Source organism: Alkalinema pantanalense CENA528, from assembly GCF_050753345.1.
Classification (GTDB): domain Bacteria; phylum Cyanobacteriota; class Cyanobacteriia; order Leptolyngbyales; family Leptolyngbyaceae; genus Alkalinema; species Alkalinema pantanalense.
The window spans coordinates 1-1,534 of the sequence record NZ_JBLZFX010000219.1; the positions used below are offsets into that span (position 1 = coordinate 1).

At 46.2% G+C, this 1,534-nt stretch carries 3 protein-coding genes; all 3 read right to left on the minus strand.

Annotated elements, in window-relative coordinates; all coding sequences use genetic code 11:
* Positions 1–85 precede the first annotated feature (85 nt).
* Positions 86–391 (minus strand): type II toxin-antitoxin system RelE/ParE family toxin, encoded by a 306-nt coding sequence (locus ACN4EG_RS27715; RefSeq protein WP_431633517.1) that lies wholly within the window; start codon positions 389–391, stop codon positions 86–88.
* Complete coding sequence (locus ACN4EG_RS27720) at positions 381–617, minus strand: addiction module protein (protein WP_431633518.1); 237 nt, start codon at positions 615–617, stop codon at positions 381–383. Before ACN4EG_RS27720 ends, ACN4EG_RS27715 begins: the two co-directional genes overlap by 11 nt.
* Positions 618–742: 125 nt before the next feature.
* On the minus strand, positions 743–1,534 hold a 792-nt coding region (locus tag ACN4EG_RS27725), incomplete at its 5' end, for a hypothetical protein (RefSeq protein ID WP_431633519.1).

The following is a 1,534-nucleotide window of genomic DNA, read 5'->3' on the forward strand; positions in this document are numbered from 1 at the left end:
ACCCGCACGATGGGTGGTGTGGGAGGGGAGGGTTAAATTCCCTCCTCGACCCGATTAGCCCTCGTGCCTCACCGACAAATTATGACTACTCCAGCCTTTGTTTCCAAGCATCAGGACTACGGCGAAAATGCAAAACGGCAAAGACAATCACCTGTCCGTCATCAACTTTATAATAGATGCAGAAGGGAAACTTTTTGGTCAATACTCTGCGAATTCCACCAGAAACCTCTCGCCCTGCTTGGGGAAATTGGGCAATGAACTCAAACACCACATCAACAGCATCCAAGAACTCTAGAGAAAGTTCTGTGCGTTGTTCAGCGTACCACTGGGCTGCGGTATCTAGATCCTCTTCAGCCCTAGAATCCAGAAAAATCGGTAGATTAGCGCTCACGATATTTGTTCAGTAATCTCTGTTTTACCTCACCCCATACACTGAACGATGCAGTGCTTTGCGAAGCAGAACGCTCCTCGATGATTTCTAGATGCCATTCAGGAACGGGGAGTTCATCGGGTGTGGTGACGATTAAATCCCAGAGTCGCTGAACATAATCAATTTGCTGGGTTTTAGTGAGCTGCTCAAACCCTGGAGGGGGAGATAACGGTTGAGAAATGGACATGGGTGCTGTCAGAAGGAACTTGGTTATGAGCATAATTATAGCCGCTGTTTAAAGGGGCAGGAAATGGCAAAGCCTCTTTGTTACAAGTTGCAACGAAAGACTTGACATATTCAAGTCCCTGGCAATCAAGATTTTTTGGAGGAATCAGCTAATCGCTTCTGTAGTTCAAGTCGGTATTTACGAAGATCCTCAGCTTCTTTGGGAGATGCATTTTCGAGCATTCTGTCCACAATCTCAATTGCACTGCTCCAATCTTTGTTGTTGACTGCAATATTGAGAGCACCTCGGAGATCCTGAACGGGGATTGATGCAATGGGTGGCAATTTTGTCGTAGGGGATACTGGTTGAGTTTGATTTGAGCCGGAATTACCTTCCGGCTTCTGTTCAGTTTTGGGCGTTACAGACCTTTGGGGTGTTGAGGAACTTTTTGTTGATGCGGCAGGGCTGGGAACTGAACTAGGTTTGGGAGATGGCTTCAACCTAAACTCTTTCCCAGAGCGAATTTCGAGTATCCAAGTTCCTGGAGAAGTTTCAATCATTTGAAATGCCCCTGATGCTCCCTGGGATTTATCTGTTTTGACTTTGTTTGTCTTTTTATCGACCAGCACCTCGTCAGCACTTGCTCCACCAATAATTTGTCGTGCTCTGATTCGCTCACCATCGAAGGTTAGGAAACATTCGCCTGTAGGTGGGTTTTTGGTGGATTTCATTGACAACCAGCCACTATCAGTCAGGGTGCCTGTTATGGTTGTTTTGATTGGCTTGACTGGTTTCTTGTTGAGAATGTAGGTGATTGTGCCAGTGAATTCATTACCCTGCTTGACTGACAAAAGTATTGAGGAATAAAACGAAAGCGGGACGGGCGTTGGAGTCTGGTTTAGGCTAGAAGTTACCACACAACCAGTCGAACCATCATG